Consider the following 17774-nt stretch of genomic DNA (forward strand, 5'->3'; position numbering starts at 1 on the left):
AAGGACTCGGCTCAGCTGGTCGTGTCGCGGGGCTCGCGGGTGGCCTGGATCTCCGCCTCGCGGGCGGCGGCGTTGCGGGCCTCGATCTCCTTCTCGGCCGGGTGCTTGTCGGAGTCCTTGACCCCGTCGTCGTCACCCTCGATCAGGCCCTTGGTCTCGGTCTTGAAGATCCGCAGCGCACGACCCGTGCCGCGCGCGAGCTCAGGGAGCTTCGCGGCGCCGAACAGCAGGATGATCACGCCGAAGATGAGCACCAGTTCCATGGTGCCGAGTCCGAACATCGGGCGCTCCTCAGGTTGCGGGTGTCGATCGGTGTCTCCGACCTCACTGTACGTCGTGTTCGGAGTAGAGGCCCTCCACGGATGTGAGGTCCGCGGTGAACATCTCGGTGAACTCTGGCGGACGCACGACCGTGGCCGCCGGGGCCAGCCGCATCAGGGTGCGTCGCAGCCACCTCTCGTCGGCGACCCGCAGGTCGACCTCGAGGCTGCCGTCGGGCTGCGGGCGGACCTCGTCGACCTGGTAGTACTCCGGCACCCAGCGGGCGTCCGGGCTCAGCCGCAGCGTCACCCGCCGGGCGTCCGTGGCGGGCGCGAACAGGCCGGCGCCGGGCTCCTCGGGCGGTCGGGGGCCCTGGGCGGGCCGCTCGACGGGGCTGTCGAGCACGACGGCGGAGGAGATCCGGTCGAGCCGGAACCAGCGGGGCGCCTCGGCGCGGTGGCACCAGGCACCGAGGTAGTCGTGGCCGCGGTCGGTCACCAGCGAGTCGGGGTCGACGACCCGCTCGGACTCCTCGTCGCGGGCGGGCACCAGGTAGGTCAGGCGCAGCTGACGGCCGCCGTCGATCGCACGCCGCAGCGTCGCACGGGTCTCGACCAGGCCCGCGTCGGCGGGGTCCTCCCCCGCGTCGACGCGCTGGGCGACCCCGCCCGCGGCGACCTCGAGCTTGGCCAGCACGCGGTCGAGCACCTCGCGGGTCTCCTCGTCGGCGTCGGTGCGCAGGGAGCGCAGGGCGACCACGAGGGCCGCGGCCTCCGTGGCCTGCAGGCGCAGGGGGTGGGAGAGGTAGTCGGCGTTGGAGACCCGCACGACGCCCTCGTCCTCCAGCGCGTCGAGGTCGACGTCGATGAGGTCGTCGGGGTAGCCGCCGGGCAGGCCGCACATGAAGAGCACCCGCAGGTCGCGGTCGAGCTGCTCGCGGCTCACCCCGAGGTCGGTGGCGGCGTGGTCGAGGGGCACGGAGCCGCGGCGGTTGAGGTAGGGCACGAGCCGCAGCAGGCGGCCCACCTGGTCGAGCGCCGGCTGGGCCCGCCGGGGGCTGCTCACGAGGCCTCCCCGGCCGCCGCGAGGGCCCGACGGGCGGCGGCGACCCGTCCCAGCACCGCGGCCCGCAGCTCGGCGGGGCCCTCGACGTAGGCGTCGGCGCCGTGGGCCAGGACCTCGTCGGCGACCTCGCTGCCCGAGTCGGGCAGCACGAGGCGGTCCCACGGCGTCGCGCCGTCCGGCCCGGGCACGCCGGTCTCGGTGCTCTGCGCGGCGCGGCGCAGGCCGAGGCCCGCGTCCCGTCGTACGAGCACGTGGGCGGGGACGCCGGGTGTCGGGCGGACGAGGTTGCGGGTCAGCTGGCCCACCTCGGTGCCGGGCGGCACCACGACGTCGCCGGGCTCCCCGTCGGGCACGACGTCGCCGACCACGCGGCTGAGGCGGAAGACCCGCGGCTCGGCGCGGTCGCGGTCCCGGCCCGCGACGTACCAGCGTCCGGAGGAGCGCACGACCCCCCACGGCTCGAGGCGTCGGGTGGTGGTCTCGTCGGCGGCGCTGCGGCGGTAGTCGAAGCGCACGGGCTGGCCCTGCCCGACCGCGCTCCAGAAGGCCTCGAACGACGGCTCCTCGGCCCGCAGCCGCGGCTCGACCAGCTCCAGGGCCGACCGGTCGAGCTCCACGCCGGCGGCGGTCAGCGTCGCGAGCGCGCGGGTGGTCTCCTCGGCGAGGCGGGCGTGGTCCCAGGCGCGGCCCGCGAGGGCGACGACGGAGGCCTCCTCGGCGGTCAGGGTCACCTCGGGCAGCGCGAACTGCTCGGGGCGGACGCGGTAGCCGACCTCGTCCTCGAAGTAGGTGTCCATGCCGCCGACCTCCACAGGGACGCCGATGCTGCGCAGCTCCTCCTTGTCGCGCTCGAACATCTTCTCGAACGCCGCGTCGGAGGACCCGGCGTACAGGACCTCGCGGATCCGGGCCTTCGGGATCCAGTGCCGCGTGACCAGCAGCATGATCAGCAGGTTCAGCAGCCGCTCGCTCTTGTCGCTGCTCATCGGCGCACCCCCGTCGGCGGCGTCACCGGCGGTCGGCGCCGCCCTGGCCGCCGCCCTGGCCCTGGTTGCCGCCCTGGTCCGCTCCGTCGGACGGCGCGGGGGTCTCGGGGGCCTCGGAGGGTGCCGGGGTCTCGGGCGCGGCCGGCTCGGTGTCGATCACGCTGGTGCCGAGGACGTCGATGACGAAGTACAGGGTGTCGTCGCCGCTGATGCCGGCCTGCTCGTTGCCCTGGGCGCCGTAGCCCAGGTCCGGGGGGATGACGAGCATGACGCGGCTGCCGGTGCGCACGCCCTCGAGGCCCTGCTGCCACCCGTCGACGACGCCGTCGAGGGAGAACACGCCCGGGCCCACCTCGGCGGGAGCGGCGGCGGGGTTGGCGGGATCCGGCTCGGGGGCGGTGAAGTTGGTGTCGAACGGCTGCTCGCCGTCACGGGTCTGGCCGAGGTAGGTGACCGCGACGTAGTCGTCGGGCTGCACCTCGGGGCCGTTGCCCTCGGTGAGCGTGACGACCCGCAGCTGGTCGGTGGGCTCGTCGGAGCCTTCGAAGTTCAGCCCGGTCACGGCGCCGGCGTCGTCGAAGCGGATCCGCGGCAGGCCCGCGGGGGGCTGCTCCTCGCCGCCGGGGTCGATGGCGGGCTTGACGAGGCCGAGGACGTCGAGGACGAACAGGACGCTGTCGGCGTTGCCGATGCCGAGCTGGGGGTTGCCGAGCTCGCCGAAGGCGTCGGCGGGCGGGGCCACGGTCACAGTGCGGCTCCCGACGGTGACGCCCTCGAAGCCCGCGGCGATGCCGGGGGGCAGCTCGGCGGAGGGCGTGAAGATCTCCGGCGACTGCGGCGGGTCGGCGTAGGTGCTGATGGCCGTCGACTGGGTGTAGCCGTTGCCGATGACGAGCTGGGCCATGACCCCGGAGTCGGCGGGGACCTCCTGGCCCTCGCCCTCGACGAGGACCTCGGTCTCGGTCTCGTCGACGGAGACCCGGCCGTCCCACTCGATCTCGGGCGACTGTCCGACGTTGTCGGACACGGTCACGCTCCCGAGGCCGCCCTGGGTGGGCTGGGCGTCCTCCTCGGCGTCCTCGCCGCAGGCGGCGAGGCCGAGGACGAGGACGGTCACGGCGGGGACGGCGAGGGCTCTGCGGGTACGTCGGCGCACGGCGTTCACCCTAACGCCGGGGCGGGTGCGCTCCCCGGGCGCCGTGCGGCGGGTCCTCACATGCCGTCGATGAGGCGCTGGACGCGCTCGTCCGTGGCCCGGAAGGGGTCCTTGCACAGGACGGTGCGCTGGGCCTGGTCGTTGAGCTTGAGGTGCACCCAGTCGACGGTGAAGTCGCGGCGGCGCTCCTGGGCCTTGCGGATGAACTCGCCCCGCAGGCGGGCGCGCGTGGTCTGGGGGGGGACGCTCTTGGCCTCGAAGACCTTGAGGTCGGTGGTGATCCGCTCGACCTTGCCGCGCTTCTCGAGCAGGTAGTACAGGCCGCGGTCGCGGTGGATGTCGTGGTAGGCAAGGTCGAGCTGAGCGACCCGCGGGTGGCTCAGCGGCAGACCGTGCTTCGCGCGGTAGGCGTCGATGAGCTTCCACTTGATGACCCAGTCGAGCTCCCGGTCGACGAGGCCGAGGTCGTCGGACTCGACGGCCTTCAGCCCGCGCTCCCACAGGTCGAGGCTGCGTTCGATGACCGGGGTCGACAGCCCGCGGCGGTCGACGAAGTCGCGGGCCTTCGCCAGGTACTCGCCCTGGATCTCGAGCGCGCTGGCCTCGCGGCCGTTGGCGAGCATCACCTTGCGGCGCCCGGTGACGTCGTGGGAGATCTCGCGGATCGCCCGGATCGGGTTCTCGAGGGTGAGGTCACGCATCACGACGCCCTCCTCGATCATCCGCAGCACGAGGTCGCAGGAGGCCACCTTCAGCATGGTGGTGGTCTCGGACATGTTGGAGTCGCCGACGATGACGTGCAGGCGGCGGTAGCGCTCGGCGTCCGCGTGGGGCTCGTCGCGGGTGTTGATGATGGGCCGCGAGCGGGTGGTGGCGCTCGAGACGCCCTCCCAGATGTGCTCGGCGCGCTGGCTGACGCTGAAGCTGGCGCCGCGCGGTGTCTGGGTGATCTTCCCGGCGCCGACGACGATCTGGCGGGTGACCAGGAACGGGATCAGCACGTCGGCGAGCCGCCCGAACTCGCCGGAGCGGGTGACGAGGTAGTTCTCGTGACAGCCGTAGGAGTTGCCCGCGGAGTCGGTGTTGTTCTTGAACAGGTAGATGTCACCGGCGATGCCCTCGTCGTGCAGCCGCTGCTCGGCGTCGAGCAGCAGGCCCTCGAGGACCCTCTCCCCGGCCTTGTCGTGGGTGACGAGGTCGACGATGTCGTCGCACTCGGGCGTGGCGTACTCGGGGTGCGAGCCCACGTCGAGGTAGAGCCGCGCGCCGTTGCGCAGGAACACGTTGCTGCTGCGCCCCCAGGACACGACCTTGCGGAACAGGTAGCGCGCCACCTCGTCCGGGCTCAGCCGCCGCTGCCCCCGGAACGTGCACGTCACGCCGTACTCGTTCTCGATCCCGAAGATCCGCCGGTCCACTCCCTCACCCTAGTCCCGCTCCCCCACCCCCACGCCTCACCGACGCTCCCGCGCCGGGGCCGGGGGTGGGGCCGCTGAGTGTGGGCAAACGGCAGTGCCGGGGCCGCAGCCCCTGCTGCTAGCCGGCACCGAAGACGTCCATCCGCACCGCCCACCGGGTCCGGAGCCGCGCACGGCCGGCCTCGGTGTAGGCGGAGCGGTCCAGCAGTCGTCGCCAGGTGCGGAGCCGGCCGAGATCGGTGTCTCGAGCCAGGGCACGGTCGACCTCACCCATCACCACCGCAGGGTGTCGTACGAGGTCCTCGGCGGTGTATCCCCGTCGCTGCTGCCCCGCCTGCACCAGGGTGCGCTCGCGTCGGAGGTCCTGGTGCTGCGCGGCCCGGGAGCGGTGGACGGCGCCGTCGTACTCGAACAGCAGAGGCGTGCCCCGCACCCGCAGGTCGGCCCGCGCGACGAACGCCCCCTGCTGGTCGCGGATCGTCGGCTGCACCTCGACGTCGACACCCATCACGACCATGAAGAGGCGTAGCAGGCTCTCGCCGGCCGACTCCGTGGTCCGGTACGACAACGCCAACGCCCGGCGCAGGACCCGGACCCCGGGCCGGCGCGACTCGCAGAGCTCCGTGACGTGCTCGGCCGTGACCGCACCCGACCGCAGGGCTGATTCCACCAGCGGTACGAGGTCGAGCAGGTCGAGGTCGCGTGCGCACCGGAGCAGCACCTCGGCGGGGCCGTCGACCGGCAGCCCCTCCAGCCACCCGGTCCGGTGGTCGGATCGGCGGCGGTAGCGGCTCACGACGAGTCCCGAGCGCTGCGGGCAGGTGCTTCCCGCGCTGACGGCGGCGAAGACCGGCGCCCAGGTCGGCAGGGGTGGGCACCACCAGCCGGCGAGGCGTGCGGCCGTGAGTCCCGTGAAGACAGCGGACTCCGGCAGGACCTCGCGCCAGGCCCGGAGGTCCCGCAGCCACTCCGCGCGCTCCGTGGTGCTCTCCTGCACCGGCAGGAACAACCCGTGGCTGACCCGGCGGTAGCGCGGACTGCGCACGTTGCCGCGGACCGGTCCCCCGGCGGGGGCCCGGCGCCCGTCACGGCCGGGGCGCAGGGCCTCCTCGCGCCGCGCCGAGGCCCGGGGCGCTCGCCAGCGGCTCAGCTCGGCCTCACCCAGACGCTCGTCGCGCTCGTCACCGTCGTCCATGGCGGTGATGCTGCCCCGATCCCACCGCTCCCGAGGCGGCCGCTCTCGTCGGGTGTGGACGGCCGCGACCAGCGCGCGGCTGTGGACGCCTTGCGGCCCTCCCCTCAGCTCAGAGCAGCGGGCATCGCGTTGCCGTTTGTCCGCAAACGGCACGTCGGCGGGCCCGTCGACCACCGTTTGTCGCCAATCGGCAGGCGACCAACCTGTACTGGCGACCACACGGGCAGCACGACCCCCGTCGCGATCGTGGTCAGGTGAAGAGCCCGGAGTACGCGTTGAGGGCGGGCTGCCCCCCGAGATGGGCGTACAGCACGGTCGAGGAGGCCGGGATCTCACGGGACCGGACCAGGTCGATCAGGCCGGCCATCGACTTGCCCTCGTAGACCGGGTCGAGGATGACCCCCTCCAATGACCCGGTGAGCCTGATCGCCTCGAGCGTGGACTCGACAGGGATGCCGTAGACGTCGCCCGCCCACCCCTCCATCACGGTGATCTCCTCGTCGCGCAGGTCGCGCCCGAGACCGATCAGCTCGGCGGTGCTCCGCGCGATGCGGGCGACCTGGTCGCGGGTCTTCTGCAGCGTGGCGGAGGCGTCGATGCCGATGACGCGCCGCGGTCGGGACTGGCCGGCGAACCCGGCGACCATGCCGGCGTGCGTGGAGCCGGTGACGGTGCACACCACGATGGTGTCGAAGAAGACACCGAGCTCGGCCTCCTGCTGCTCGACCTCTCGCGCCCAGGCTGCGAAGCCGAGACCACCGAGGGGGTGCTCCGAGGCGCCGGCGGGGATGCCGTACGGCGTGCGCCCGGCGGCCCGCTCCTCCTCCATGGCCTGCTCCCAGGACGACCGGATGCCGATGTCGAAGCCGGCCGGGTCCAGTCGGACGTCGGCCCCCATGATCCGGGACAGCAGGATGTTGCCGACCTTGTCGTTGACGGCATCGGGCCAGTCGACCCACTTCTCCTGCACCAGACGCGCCCGCAGGCCCAGCTTGGCGGCCACGGCGGCGACCTGACGGGTGTGGTTGGACTGGAAGCCACCGATCGACACGAGCGTGTCGGCCCCCTGGGCGAGGGCGTCGGGAACGATGTACTCCAGCTTGCGGGTCTTGTTGCCGCCGTAGGCGAGACCCGAGCTCACGTCCTCCCGCTTGGCCCAGACCGTCGCGCCCCCGAGGTGGGCGGTGAGGCGCTCCAGGGGATGGACCGGGCTCGGCCCGAAGGTCAGCGGGTAGCGGGCGAAGTCGTCGAGCGACATGGGGTCTCCTGGGGTCGGGGTGCGGTGGATCAGGGATCGGGCGGGCCGGTGTCGTCGAGAAGGCCCTCAGTCGACGGGGCGCAGGGTCATCCAGTTGGCCCGGACCTCGGCGGCGCAGGCCTCCACGTCACCGGAGCGGGCGAGTTCGACGATCCGGCGGTGCTGGCTCACCGACCGACGGCCGGACAGCGACGCGAACCGCGCACGCTCCATCCGGCGCAGGAGCGGCGTCACGTCCGAGAGCACCCCGGCGAGCACGCGGTTCCCGGCTAGGTCGACGAAGACCGCGTGGAAGTGGTCATCGGCCTCGAGGGCCGCCTCGACGTCCGCAGCGTCCAGCGCCTCGGCGAACCGGTCGTTGACCTCGGACATCCGGACCAGGTCCGCGTCGGTGACCACGGGTACGGCGTCCCGCGCGGCCTGCGCGTGCAGGCTCGCGGCGACCGTCTGGGCCTCGCTCGCCTCGCGGTCGTCCAGGGGCGCGACCACCGTGCCCCGACCGGGTGTCACCCGCACCAGACCCATCTGCACCAGACGGGCGAGGGCTTCGCGCACCGGCGTGCGACTCACCCCGAGCCACGCGGTGAGCTCGGCGTCCAACAACCGCTCCCCGGGCTCGAGCGTCCCGTCGACGATGGCGCGGCGCAGCTCGGTCAGCGCATGGTCGCGCATCAAGGCGGGCGTCGGGGTCGGCCGCGACGGAACGGGAGGCACTCTCACAGCGTATGCGATATATCGCGTATCGGTAAAGAGGGTGATGCCGATTGTCGGCAATCGGTGCCGCTGACAAGCCGAGGGCCACCGTTTGTCGGCAAACGGTGGCCCTCGGCGGCGCGCACCGGTGCTCCCTGGTGCGTGGGGGTGGGTCAGGGGGCGATGGGCGGGGGCTGGTCGGTGTCGTCGGAGACGGGGTAGGGCGTCGGCTCCGGCGCGGTGGGCTGGGCCGGGACGCCCTCGACGGAGGTGGCGTCGGCCGGTGTGGCGTCGGCCGGTGTGGCGTCGGCCGGTGCGGTGTCCTCGCCCGGGGTGTCGCCGGCGGCGCTGCGGTCGCCGAGGAGCTCGGTGAGGCGGGCGGGGCGCAGTCGGGAGAACTTGCGGGTCTGCGCCCGGGTGCGGTCGAGGACGGCGACCTCGAGGTCCTCGACCGGGACGACGCGGTCGCCGGCCTCGGAGTGGCCCAGGGCCCGCACGGCGAGGCGGAGGGCGGTCTGCAGGTCCGCACCGGTGGCGTACTCGGCGGTGAGCACGGTGGTCACCACGTCGGCGGCGCCACCCATGACGGCGAAGCCGTGCTCGTCGGCGACCTGCCCGTCGTAGGTCAAGCGGTAGATCTGGTCGTCGTCGGGCCCGGCTCCGACCTCGGCGACGAACAGCTCGACCTCGTAGGGCTTCTCACCGCCCGACGAGAAGATCGTGCCGAGGGTCTGCGCGTAGGCGTTGGCCAGGCCCCGGCCGGTGACGTCGCGGCGGTCGTAGGAGAAGCCCCGCATGTCGGCGTGGCGCACCCCGGCGATGCGGAGGTTCTCGAACTCGTTGTAGCGACCGACCGCCGCGAACGCGATCCGGTCGTAGATCTCGGAGACCTTGTGCAGCGCCTGGGAGGGGTTCTCCGAGACGAACAGGACGCCGTCGGCGTACTGCACGACGACGACGGACCGGCCGCGGGCGATGCCCTTGCGGGCGAAGTCCGCCCGGTCCTTCATCAGCTGCTCGGGCGAGACGTAGAACGGGGTGCTCATCGGGGGTCCTTCAGCTCAGGGCGGCGGCGGGGCCGTCGGGACGCTGCATGCGGGCGGCGACGACGACGTCGGCCACGGCGGCGACCTCGGCGTCCCCCCAGCGGCGGCCGCCGTCGGCGGTGATCACGTGGACGACCGGGAAGATGCGGCGGGCCAGGTCGGGACCGCCGGTCGCCGAGTCGTCGTCGGCGGCGTCGTAGAGCGCCTGCACGCACGCCAGCACGGCCTCGTCGGCGGTGAGGTCCTCGCGGTAGAGCTTCTTCAGCGAGCCCCGCGCGAACACCGAGCCCGACCCCGTCGAGTGGAACGCGGTCTCCTCGTAGCGGCCGCCGGTCGCGTCGTAGCTGAAGATGCGACCGGTCTCCGCGTCGAGGTCGTACCCGGCGAACAGCGGGACCACGGCGAGTCCCTGCATCGCCAGGCCGAGGTTGCCGCGGATCAGGGCGGCGAGGCGATTGGCCTTGCCGTCCATCGACAGCGTGACGCCCTCGATCTTCTCGTAGTGCTCGAGCTCGGTCTGGAACAGGCGCGTCATCTCCACCGCGATCCCCGCGGCGCCGGCGATGCCGACCGCGGAGTACTCGTCGGCGGGGAACACCTTCTGGATGTCGCGCTGGGCGATGACGTTGCCCATGGTCGCGCGCCGGTCACCGGCGACCACGACGCCGCCGGGGAACGTCGCCGCGACGATCGTGGTCGCGTGGGGGGTCAGGCCGTCCCCCGCCGCGCCCGCGGGCAGCGCACGGGCCGAGGGAAGCAGCTCGGGGGCCTGCGAGGCGAGGAAGTCGGTGAACGACGAGGTGCCCGGGGCGAGGTAGGCGCCGGGCAGCCGGGGGCCGTCGGGAGCGCCGCTCATTCGCCGCCCTTCTGGATGAAGGACTTCACGAAGTCCTCCGCGTTGGACTCGAGGACCTCGTCGATCTCGTCGAGGATGCTGTCGGTCTCCTCGTCCAGGGCGTCCTTGCGCTCGGCGGTCTCCGCCGACGCGCTCGCCTCGGTGGACGTCTCGTCCTCGGTCTGCGAGGACTTCCCGCGCTGCTTGTGCTCCTGGGCCACGGCGCACCTCCATCGGCCGTCCCGGGCCGCGTGCCCGGGCGTGACGCCAACCTAGCGCGTGCCCCCGACACCGCCCGACGGCGTCCGGGCGGGTGCGGAGGCGCCGCCGGTCAGGTCCTAGTCGGCGAGCGCGTCGACCAGGGTCGCGGCGTCCTCGCAGCGGTCGAGGAGGTCGCCCACGTGGGCGCGGCTGCCGCGCAGCGGGTCGGTCGTCGGCACGCGCTGGAGGGAGTCGCGGCCCGGCAGGTCGAAGATCACCGAGTCCCACGACGCGGCGGCGACCTGGTCGGCGTACTTCTCCAGGCAGCGGCCCCGGAAGTAGGCCCGGGTATCGGTCGGCGGCTCGTGCATGGCGGCCTCGACCTCGGCGTCGTCGAGCAGGCGCTCCATCCGGCCGGCGGCGACGAGCCGGTGGTGCAGGCCCTTCTCGGGCCGGATGTCGGAGTACTGCAGGTCCACCAGCGCGAGCTTCGCGTCGTCCCAGCCGAGGCCGTCGCGGCTGCGGTACTGCTCGAGCAGCCGCAGCTTGGCCACCCAGTCCAGCTCGCCGGCGAGCTGCAGCGGGTCCTGCTCGAGCCGGGTCAGCACGGACTCCCACCGCGCGAGCACGTCCACCGTCTGCGGGTCGGCGTCGGCGCCGAGACGGTCGTCGACGTGCTTGCGGGCCTGGTCGAGGTACTCCATCTGCAGCTGCACCGCCGTGAGGCGGCGCCCGTCGCCGAGGCGGAGGAGGTGCCCGAGCCCGGGATCGTGGGACACCGCGCGCAGCGACGCCACCGGGCCCTCCACGGCGAGGTCCCCGCGCAGCCAGCCGTCCTCGATCATCGCCAGCACCAGCGACGTCGTCCCGACCTTGAGGTACGTCGAGACCTCGGAGAGGTTCGCGTCCCCGATGATCACGTGGAGACGCCGGTAGCGCTCGGGATCGGCGTGGGGCTCGTCGCGGGTGTTGATGATCGGTCGCTTCAGCGTCGTCTCGAGGCCGACCTCGACCTCGAAGAAGTCCGCGCGCTGGCTGAGCTGGAAGCCGTGCTGGCGACCGTCCTGGCCCAGCCCGACGCGTCCCGCACCCGTCACGACCTGCCGCGAGACGAAGAAGGGCGTCAGGTGCCGCACGATCTCGGCGAACGGCGTGGAGCGGCGCATCAGGTAGTTCTCGTGCGCGCCGTACGACGCGCCCTTGTTGTCGGTGTTGTTCTTGTAGAGGACGATCGGCGCGCCGCCGGGCAGGCGGCCGGCGCGGCCGGCGGCGTCGAGCATGACCTGCTCCCCCGCCTTGTCCCACCGGACGATGTCGAGCGGCGTGGTGACCTCGGGGGTGGCGAACTCGGGGTGGGCGTGGTCGACGTAGAGCCGCGCCCCGTTGGTGAGGATGATGTTGGCGAGGCCGAGGTCCTCGTCGGTCAGCTGGCTGGCGTCGGCGACCTGTCGGCTCATGTCGAAGCCCCGCGCGTCGCGCAGCGGCGACTCCTCCTCGAAGTCCCACCGTGCACGTCGCGCCCGGTGGCTGGCCGTCGCGTAGGCGTTCACGACCTGCGAGGACGCCAGCATCGGGTTGGCCTGGGGCTGCCCGGAGACCGCGATCCCGTACTCGACCTCGGTCCCCATCACCCGGCGCACGCTCATGTGGGCGAGCGTACGCCGGGTCCTCCCACCACAGCCGGGGTCCCGCTGGAAGACTCACGGTGTGGCCCCCCGACCTCTCCTGCGTCGTCGCCGCCGGTCCTGCCGGACGGGCGAGCGCGAGGATCTGCAGTACCTCTTCGTCCTGACCTACGGCCGCTCCGGCTCGACCCTGCTGCAGGGCGTGCTCAACGCGATCCCCGGTGTCCTGGTGCGTGGCGAGAACCACCAGGTGCTGCGCCACCTGTGGCGCTTCGAGACCGAGGCCCGCGAGGAGCGCGACGTCCAACGGCGACTCCGGCTGCGCCACGGCCGGCTCGCCAGCGGGCCCACGAACTCCTTCTACGGCATCGACGGCTTCCCCGTCACGCGGGCGCGCGAGTCGATCCGGCGGCTCGCCCTCGACACGGTGCTGAGGCCCGAGCCGGACACCCGGATCGCCGGGTTCAAGGAGATCCGCTGGGAGGAACCCGACGTGTCCGCCTACGTCGCGTGGCTCCGGGTGGTCTTCCCGGGCGCGCGGTTCGTGGTCAACACCCGCGATCTCGACGACGTCGCCCGCAGCAAGTGGTGGGCCGATCGAACCGACGCCCGCGAGCACCTCGCGGCGGTCGAGCAGCGCCTCCTCGACGTGGCCGCCGACCTCGACAGCGCGGCGTACCGGGTGCACTACGACGACTACGTCGAGGATCCGGCCCGGCTGCAGGGCCTCTTCACCTGGCTCGGCGTCCCGTTCGACCTCGAGCTCGTCCGCCGGACCCTCGCCGTCCGCCACTCGTACTGACCCGTCCGCTGCCCCCTGCGTTCCCGGCCCAGCCGCCCGGGGGCGCCGCGGCCGCTGACCACCATGGTGCCGATTGTCGACAAACGGAAGTCCAGGACGTCCGAAGACCGCCGATTGTCAGCAATCGGCGGCCTTCGGCTCGCCCACCTCGCGGCGGAGGGTCAGAGGTACTGACCGGTGTTGGAGACGGTGTCGATGGAGCGGCCGGGCTCGGTGCCCTGCTTGCCGGTGATGAGCGTGCGGATGAAGACGATCCGCTCGCCCTTCTTGCCCGAGATCCGCGCCCAGTCGTCGGGGTTGGTCGTGTTGGGCAGGTCCTCGTTCTCCTTGAACTCGTCGACGCAGGCCTGCAGCAGGTGCTGCACGCGCAGACCCTTCTGGTCGTGGTCGAGGAGGTCCTTGATCGCCATCTTCTTGGCCCGGTCGACGATGTTCTGGATCATCGCGCCGGAGTTGAAGTCCTTGAAGTACAGGATCTCCTTGTCACCGTTGGCGTAGGTGACCTCGAGGAACCGGTTCTCGTCGGTCTCGGTGTACATCCGCTCGACCGTCGCACGGATCATGCCGTCCACGCAGGCGGTCCGGTCGCCACCGAACTCGGCGAGGTCGTCGGCGTGGAGCGGCAACCGGGTGGTGAGGTACTTGGAGAAGATGTCGCGCGCGGACTCCGCGTCGGGCCGCTCGATCTTGATCTTCACGTCGAGCCGGCCGGGTCGCAGGATGGCGGGGTCGATCATGTCCTCGCGGTTGGAGGCGCCGATGACCAGCACGTTCTCCAGCGTCTCGACGCCGTCGATCTCGCTGAGGAGCTGCGGCACGATGGTGTTCTCGACGTCGGAGGACACCCCCGAGCCGCGGGTGCGGAACAGCGAGTCCATCTCGTCGAAGAACACGATCACCGGGGTGCCCATCGAGGCCTTCTCCCGAGCCCGCTGGAAGACCAGGCGGATGTGGCGCTCGGTCTCGCCGACGTACTTGTTGAGCAGCTCGGGGCCCTTGATGTTGAGGAAGTAGGACTTCCCCTCCTGGCCGGTCCTGGCCGCGACCTTCTTGGCCAGCGAGTTGGCGACGGCCTTCGCGATGAGGGTCTTGCCGCAGCCGGGGGGCCCGTAGAGCAGCACGCCCTTCGGCGGCTTCAGCTCGTGCTCGACGAACATCTCGGGGTGCAGGTAGGGCAGCTCCACGGCGTCACGGATCTGCTCGATCTGGCCGACCAGGCCGCCGATCGACTCGTAGGCGATGTCGGGGACCTCCTCGAGGACCAGCTCCTCGACCTCCGACTTGGGGACGACCTCGTAGACGTAGCCCGCGCGGCTGTCGAGCAGCAGGGAGTCCCCGGCGCGCAGCGTGACCTCGGGGTCGCGCAGCGGGTCCGCGAGGCGCACGACACGCTCCTCGTCGGCGTTGGCGATGACCAGGACGCGCTCGCGGTCGGCGAGGACCTCCTTGAGCATGACGACCTCGCCGACCTGCTCGTAGTCGAACGCGGCCACCACGTTGAGCGCCTCGTTGAGCAGGACCTCCTGCCCGCGGCGCAGGTCGTCGAGCCCGACGTTGGGGCTGACGTTGACCCGCAGCTTGCGCCCGCCGGTGAACACGTCGACCGTGTCGTCGTCGTTGCGGGTCAGGAAGGTCCCGAAGCCGGCCGGGGGCTGCGCCAGCCGGTCGACCTCCTCCTTGAGCTTGGTGATCTGGTCGCGGGCCTCGCGGAGCGTGCCGGCGAGGCGCTCGTTCTGCGCGGAGACCGACGCCAGGGAGCGTTCGGTGTCGACCAGGCGCGCCTCGATGCCGGTCGCGAGTCCGCCTCGTCCCTCGCTCGAGCGGCGCCGCAGCAGGGCCACCTCCGCCTCGAGCGAGCGCACCTGCCGCAGCAGGTCGTCGCGACCCTCCTCGGGTCCGGGGCCAGCAGTGCCGTACGTCGTCATGCGTGCCACCTCCTGTCCTCCTCGACCCTACCCATGCGCCGACGCCCGCACGACGCCTCGCGGCTGTGTCGTACCCGATCGCGACCTGTTCGTCACCTCCGCGCGTGCGGCTCAGCGACCCCGGCCGTCGTCGTAGGCCTCCTCGGCCGCCTGCGGGGGCATCCCGACGGGCCGCGGTCCGGTGTAGTCGACGCCGTACGCGCCCGGGGCGGGGCGTCGCTTCTTCAGCGGCGCCCGCTCGCCGTGGGCCATCCGGCGCGCGGTGAGCAGGAAGGCGGTGTGACCGGTCATGGAGTGGCCGGGGCGCACCGCGAGCCCCTCGACGTGCCAGTCGCGGACCAGCGACTCCCACGCGCGGGGCTCGGTGAAGCCGCCGTGCGCGCGCAGCGTCTCCGTCGTGCGCGACAGCTGGGTCGTGGTCGCGACGTAGGCGCACACGATGCCTCCCGGCAGCAGGGCCTCGGCGACCTCGTCGACGCACTCCCAGGGGGCGAGCATGTCGAGGACGAGGCGGTCGGCGCGGGTGCCGCTCTCCCGCAGGCCCTCGGCGAGGTCGCCCACCCGCAGGTCCCACGCGGGGTGGTCGCCGCCGAAGAACTGGGTGACGTTGCGACGTGCGACCTCCGCGAAGTCCTCGCGCCGCTCGTAGGAGACCACCCGACCGGTCGGACCGACGGCGCGCAGCAGCGAGCACGTCAGCGCACCCGACCCCACCCCGGCCTCGACGACGTGGGCGCCGGGGAACACGTCGGCCATCGCGACGACCTGCGCGGAGTCCTTGGGGTAGACCACCGCCGCGCCGCGCGGCATGGAGACGACGAACTCGCTGAGGAGCGGTCGGAACACGACGTACTCCCCGCCCACGGACGAGGTCACCGAGAAGCCCTCGTCGCGTCCGATGAGGTCGTCGTGCTCGAGGTGGCCCTTGTTGGAGAAGAACCGCTTGCCGGGCTCGAGGGCGAAGTTGTGGCGGCGACCCTTCTGGTCGACCAGGCGCACCCACTCCCCGGCCTGCAGGGGGCCACGACGGACCCCGGACCAGGCGGGCTCGGGCTCGACGGCGGTGGGGTCCTCAGGCATGCGGCGAAGGCTAGTGGCCGCCACCGACGCCGCCCGCGCCGGTCGCGCCGGTCAGGGCAGCGCGCGGAAGGCGCGCTCGACGTCCCCGGTCACGAGCACGCCGTGGATGCGGCCGTCGTCCTCGACCACCAGGTACGTCGGGGCGGGCGCGCGGCCGAGCGCGGCGACGAGCCCCTCGCCCACGAGCCCGGCGGGCATCGTCGCCGCGTCGGTGAGGGTGCGCGCCACGGTCGAGACCGGCACCCACGGGCGTCGCTCGGCGGGCACGGCGAGCAGCGCCGCCTCGTCCACGAGCCCGGCCGGGTGGCCGTCGGCGTCGAGCGTCACGATGCCGCCGGCCTCGGCCTCCTGGGCCCGTCGTACGGCCTCGGCCAGCGGGGTGGGCGCCGGTACGGCGATGGAGCGACGGGCCAGGGACCGGGCGGCGAGGCCGGGCAGGCGGCGTCGCACCCGCGCGGCCGCCATGGCCGCGTTGGCCCCGCTCCACAGGAAGACCGCGATGACGAACGCGAGCAGGTAGTCGACGAGCTGCGGGGTGCGCCCCAGGCCGTACTGCAGCAGCAGCGGCCACCCGAGCATCAGCACGGCGGTGGCGCGCCCGCCCCAGCCGGCGACGACGGTGCCGCGGTGGGGGTCGCCGGACAGGCGCCAGACCGCCGACTTGAGCACGCGACCGCCGTCGAGCGGCAGGCCCGGCACCAGGTTGAGGACCCCGACAAGCAGGTTCGCGGCGGCCAGCGCCTCGACGGCCAGGCGCGGCAGTCCGTCGGGGGTGACGAGGAGCAGCGCGAGCGCCCCGAGACCGACCGCGATGGACGTCAGCGGCCCGACCACCGCGATCCAGAACTCCTGGCGGGGCTTGCGGGCCTCCCCCTCGATGGCGGTCATCCCACCGAGGAAGTGCAGCGTGATCGAGCTCACCGTGAAGCCGTAGCGCTTCGCGACGACCGCGTGGGACGCCTCGTGGAGCAGCACCGAGCCGTACAGCAGGACGGCGAACACGAAGCCGGCGACGTACGCCCACCCGCCGAGGCCGGGCTGCACGAGCTCGGCCCGCGGGGCGACGAGCACCGCGATCAGGGCGGCGACGAGGAACCACGAGCCGGAGACGAGCACGTCGCTGCCGGCGACGCTGCCGACCCGGATCGTCCCGCGGGGACGGGGGCGGGAGGCGGGCACCCCTCCACGCTACCGGGCGGCGTACGACGGGTGTCCGTGCCGTGACCTAGCCTGCGGCCATGACGACGTCGGCGACGGGCGCGAGCCCCGCGGAGGCGCTGTCGACGCGCGTGGACGGGGTCGAGGTGCTCGGGTCGCTGTCGCCGAGCCGGGCCGGGGACTTCCTCAGCTGCCCCCTGCTCTACCGGTTCCGTGCGGTGGACCGTCTGCCGGAGCCCTCGTCGCCGGACGCGGTACGCGGCACCGTCGTCCACAAGGTGCTCGAGGAGCTCTTCGACCTGGACGCCGCCTCGCGCACCCCGGAGCGCGCCCGCGCGCTGCTGCGCCCTGCCTGGGAGGCCGTCGTCGGCGCCGAGCCAGGTCTCGCCGAGGTGGTCTCAGGGGTGGCCTCGGGCGCCGACGCCGAGCCGGACGCCGCGCTCGACCGGCTCCTGGAGCGCTGCGCCGTCGCGCTGGAGACGTACTTCACCCTCGAGGACCCGCGTCGGCTGGAGCCGGCGGAGCGCGAGCTGTACGTCGAGACGGTCCTGGACTCCCGGCTGCTGCTGCGGGGGTTCGTCGACCGGGTCGACGTCTCCTCCGACGGGCTCGTGCGGGTGGTGGACTACAAGACCGGGCGCGCACCGAGCGAGCTGTTCGAGGCGAAGGCGCTCTTCCAGCTCAAGTTCTACGCCCTCGTGCTGTGGCGGATGCGCGGCGTCGTCCCGACGGTCCTGCAGCTGATCTACCTCGGCAACGGCGAGGTGCTGCGCTACACCCCCGACGAGCAGGACCTGCTCGCCTGCGAGCGCAAGGTCGAGGCCATCTGGGCCGCGATCCGCGAGGCCGAGGCCACCGGTGACTGGCGCCCGCGCCCGAGCCGGCTGTGCGACTGGTGCGCGCACCACGCGATCTGCCCGGCGTACGGCGGCACTCCCCCACCCCTGCCCGTCCCCGCGTCCCGAACCCCCGGCGCCGCTCCGCTCCCCGCTCCCCCGACCTGAGCCCTGCGCCCCGGTCCGCCGGGGTCGGATCACGGCCGGGCGGGTGCCGATTGTCGACAAACGGCA

At 72.9% G+C, this 17774-nt stretch carries 17 protein-coding genes; 2 read left to right on the plus strand and 15 right to left on the minus strand.

Translation table 11 applies throughout. The annotated features are described in order from the left end of the window. Positions 1-11 precede the first annotated feature (11 nt). The 12 genes from tatA to dop all read right to left on the minus strand — a co-directional run bounded on the left by tatA (position 12) and on the right by dop (position 11760). Positions 12-281, minus strand: a complete 270-nt coding sequence (gene tatA / locus ABD158_RS03795) for a twin-arginine translocase TatA/TatE family subunit (RefSeq protein ID WP_344003941.1) — start codon at positions 279-281, stop codon at positions 12-14. 43 nt (positions 282-324) lie between these two features. Beyond that, positions 325-1326, minus strand: coding sequence for a helix-turn-helix transcriptional regulator (locus ABD158_RS03800; protein WP_344003943.1), 1002 nt, complete (start codon positions 1324-1326; stop codon positions 325-327). Beyond that, the gene (locus tag ABD158_RS03805) at positions 1323-2312 is read right to left on the minus strand and encodes a helix-turn-helix transcriptional regulator (protein ID WP_344003946.1); all 990 of its coding nucleotides are present in this window, start codon (positions 2310-2312) and stop codon (positions 1323-1325) included. Before ABD158_RS03805 ends, ABD158_RS03800 begins: the two co-directional genes overlap by 4 nt. Positions 2313-2334: 22 nt before the next feature. Then, positions 2335-3468: an FKBP-type peptidyl-prolyl cis-trans isomerase gene (locus ABD158_RS03810; RefSeq protein WP_344003949.1), complete on the minus strand. Its 1134-nt coding sequence runs from the start codon at positions 3466-3468 to the stop codon at positions 2335-2337. A gap of 56 nt (positions 3469-3524) precedes the next feature. Continuing rightward, the gene (gene pafA, locus ABD158_RS03815) at positions 3525-4886 is read right to left on the minus strand and encodes a Pup--protein ligase (RefSeq protein WP_344003952.1); all 1362 of its coding nucleotides are present in this window, start codon (positions 4884-4886) and stop codon (positions 3525-3527) included. A 118-nt stretch (positions 4887-5004) separates the two neighbouring features. Then, the gene (locus tag ABD158_RS03820; protein WP_344003954.1) at positions 5005-6081 is read right to left on the minus strand and encodes a hypothetical protein; all 1077 of its coding nucleotides are present in this window, start codon (positions 6079-6081) and stop codon (positions 5005-5007) included. Between the two features lie 250 nt (positions 6082-6331). Further along, the gene (locus ABD158_RS03825) at positions 6332-7339 is read right to left on the minus strand and encodes a 1-aminocyclopropane-1-carboxylate deaminase (RefSeq protein WP_344003956.1); all 1008 of its coding nucleotides are present in this window, start codon (positions 7337-7339) and stop codon (positions 6332-6334) included. Between the two features lie 66 nt (positions 7340-7405). Then, a complete protein-coding gene (locus ABD158_RS03830; protein WP_344003958.1) occupies positions 7406-8011 on the minus strand; it encodes a GntR family transcriptional regulator in 606 nt (201 codons plus the stop codon). Positions 8012-8205: 194 nt separating this feature from the next. Then, positions 8206-9078: a proteasome subunit alpha gene (prcA, locus tag ABD158_RS03835; protein WP_344003960.1), complete on the minus strand. Its 873-nt coding sequence runs from the start codon at positions 9076-9078 to the stop codon at positions 8206-8208. Positions 9079-9088: 10 nt separating this feature from the next. Next, a complete protein-coding gene (prcB, locus tag ABD158_RS03840) occupies positions 9089-9934 on the minus strand; it encodes a proteasome subunit beta (protein WP_344003963.1) in 846 nt (281 codons plus the stop codon). Next, positions 9931-10134, minus strand: coding sequence for a ubiquitin-like protein Pup (locus ABD158_RS03845; protein WP_344003966.1), 204 nt, complete (start codon positions 10132-10134; stop codon positions 9931-9933). The genes prcB and ABD158_RS03845 overlap by 4 nt, the downstream gene beginning before the upstream one ends. 117 nt (positions 10135-10251) lie before the next feature. After that, the gene (dop, locus tag ABD158_RS03850; RefSeq protein WP_344003968.1) at positions 10252-11760 is read right to left on the minus strand and encodes a depupylase/deamidase Dop; all 1509 of its coding nucleotides are present in this window, start codon (positions 11758-11760) and stop codon (positions 10252-10254) included. Between the two features lie 61 nt (positions 11761-11821). Here dop and ABD158_RS03855 point away from each other — a divergent pair, with 61 nt between their 5' ends. Next, positions 11822-12541 (plus strand): sulfotransferase, encoded by a 720-nt coding sequence (locus tag ABD158_RS03855; protein ID WP_344003971.1) that lies wholly within the window; start codon positions 11822-11824, stop codon positions 12539-12541. Between the two features lie 161 nt (positions 12542-12702). Here the strand turns inward: ABD158_RS03855 and arc are convergent, their stop codons facing one another. The 3 genes from arc to ABD158_RS03870 form a co-directional block, all read right to left on the minus strand. Beyond that, the gene (gene arc, locus ABD158_RS03860; protein WP_344003973.1) at positions 12703-14466 is read right to left on the minus strand and encodes a proteasome ATPase; all 1764 of its coding nucleotides are present in this window, start codon (positions 14464-14466) and stop codon (positions 12703-12705) included. Positions 14467-14577: 111 nt separating this feature from the next. Continuing rightward, positions 14578-15546 (minus strand): tRNA (adenine-N1)-methyltransferase, encoded by a 969-nt coding sequence (locus ABD158_RS03865; protein WP_344003975.1) that lies wholly within the window; start codon positions 15544-15546, stop codon positions 14578-14580. Between the two features lie 51 nt (positions 15547-15597). Then, a complete protein-coding gene (locus tag ABD158_RS03870; protein ID WP_344003978.1) occupies positions 15598-16725 on the minus strand; it encodes a site-2 protease family protein in 1128 nt (375 codons plus the stop codon). Positions 16726-16784: 59 nt separating this feature from the next. Between ABD158_RS03870 and ABD158_RS03875 the strand changes: the two genes are divergently transcribed. Beyond that, positions 16785-17708 carry a RecB family exonuclease gene (locus tag ABD158_RS03875; protein WP_344003981.1) on the plus strand — a complete coding sequence of 308 codons (924 nt, stop codon included), beginning with the start codon at positions 16785-16787 and terminating at the stop codon, positions 17706-17708. Positions 17709-17774: the final 66 nt, after the last annotated feature.

Source organism: Nocardioides lentus (genome assembly GCF_039529515.1).
Lineage (GTDB): Bacteria > Actinomycetota > Actinomycetes > Propionibacteriales > Nocardioidaceae > Nocardioides > Nocardioides lentus.